This is a genomic window from Streptomyces phaeochromogenes (assembly GCF_001418655.1).
Taxonomy (GTDB): Bacteria; Actinomycetota; Actinomycetes; order Streptomycetales; family Streptomycetaceae; genus Streptomyces; species Streptomyces phaeochromogenes.
Map to the genome: position 1 here is coordinate 1 of NZ_LIQZ01000647.1, position 1,624 is coordinate 1,624.

The 1,624-nt window shown below is 71.0% G+C and carries 3 protein-coding genes; 1 reads left to right on the forward strand and 2 read right to left on the reverse strand.

Annotation, left to right across the window (positions count from 1 at the left end):
• A partial coding sequence (locus AOK17_RS47125; protein ID WP_169802021.1) for a CaiB/BaiF CoA transferase family protein occupies positions 1-679 on the reverse strand: 679 nt, incomplete at its 3' end.
• 118 nt (positions 680-797) lie between these two features.
• Positions 798-1,178: an MmcQ/YjbR family DNA-binding protein gene (locus AOK17_RS47130; protein WP_055618769.1), complete on the reverse strand. Its 381-nt coding sequence runs from the start codon at positions 1,176-1,178 to the stop codon at positions 798-800.
• Positions 1,179-1,290: 112 nt separating this feature from the next.
• Between AOK17_RS47130 and AOK17_RS47135 the strand changes: the two genes are divergently transcribed.
• Positions 1,291-1,624, forward strand: a 334-nt coding sequence (locus AOK17_RS47135) for a saccharopine dehydrogenase NADP-binding domain-containing protein (RefSeq protein ID WP_206190959.1), incomplete at its 3' end; no start/stop codon positions are given.

Consider the following 1,624-nt stretch of genomic DNA (forward strand, 5'->3'; position numbering starts at 1 on the left):
CACGGCATGATGGCCGCCGGTCCTGCCAGCCACCGGCGGCCATCATGCCGTGGATCATCGAGGCGAGGTGGGCCGTGCCGTCCACGATCGCCGCGTCCACGACCTGGCCCGCGCCGGTCGCGCGCGCGTGGTGGAGAGCGGCGAGGACGCCGACGACGAGGTAGAGCGAGCCGCCCGCATAGTCCCCGACGAGGTTCGCGGGGACAGCCGGGGGCTCGCCCGGAGCGCCGATCATGCCGAGGGTGCCGGTCAGCGCGATGTACGCGATGTCGTGGCCCGCGCGCGGGGCGAGCGGGCCCTCCTGGCCCCAGCCGGTCATCCGTCCGTAGACGAGCTTCGGATTGCGGGCGTGGCAGGCCTCGGGGCCGACGCCGAGGCGCTCGGCTACACCTGGGCGGTAGCCCTCGACGAGGATGTCGGCGCGGTCGACCAGGTCGAGGACGCGGTCCGCGCCGTCGGGTGCCTTCAGGTCGACGATCACCGAGCGCTTGTTGCGGTTGGTGATGTCGTAGGCCGGCTTGATCGCGAGTCCCCCGCCGCTCGGCCGGTCCACGCGCACGACGTCCGCGCCCAGGTCGGCCAGGAGCATGGCGGCGAACGGGCCGGGCCCGATGCCCGCCAGCTCGACCACGCGCACACCGGCGAGCGGGCCGTGCCCTGCCGTTCCTGCCGCTGCCATCAAGCCCCCAGCACTGTGACACACCTGATGTAACATCAGTGATGTTAAGAACGCGTTCCACTCCGCACAAGCCCCGGCGAGCAAGCGCTTAGTAGATTCTGGAAGCCAACCAGGAGCTTCAGCGCGCGTCCAGCTCCGCTATGAACCTCTTTGGGGCGATGGTGCGATAGCTCTCCTCGACCCAGTCGCACAGCAGCTCCGCGGCCGGGGCGCCCTTCTCCTCCAGCGGGACCCTCACCCAGCCCGCCTTGCCCAGGCCGTATCCGGCGGGCTCCGCGCCCGGTGAGGACAGCGCGTGGGCGTGCGCCACCTCGTCCTTGAGCTTCACGGTGACGCCCAGCGGATAGCTGCCGTCGGCGACACCGAGGAACACGAACACCTTCTTGTTGACCTTCGCGACGCTCTCGCCCCAGGGGAACTCCTCGGCCGCGCCCGGCAGTCCGAGGGCGAACTCTCGTACTTTCTCCCACTTCTTCAGGGCGGTCTTCGTCGGGGCCACGGCTGCCTCCGGTCCTTTTCGGCCCCTCGGACGGGGTCCTGGTTCGGCTCCTCGTACCTCACGCTAGCCTCAGCCACCGACAACGGCGCGGGCTGGACGGCTGAGAGGTGCCATGAGCAGGCAGGACAGGACGGAGCGCGCGTACGACATCGTGCTCTTCGGGGCCACGGGGTTCGTCGGAGTTCTCACGGCGGAGTATCTCGCCGCGCACGCTCCAAAGGGGCTGCGGTGGGCGATCGCTGCGCGGGACACCGCGAAACTGGAACGGCTGCGGGAGCGCCTGGCAGCGATCGACCCTGCCTGCGCGGAGCTGCCGCTGCTGCGGGCCGATGTCGCCGATCCGGCGTCCGTGCGGGAACTCGCGGAGCACGCGCGCGTGGTGGCCACGACCGTCGGGCCCTACCTCACGTACGGCGAGGACCTGGTCGCCGCCTGCGCGGAGGCCG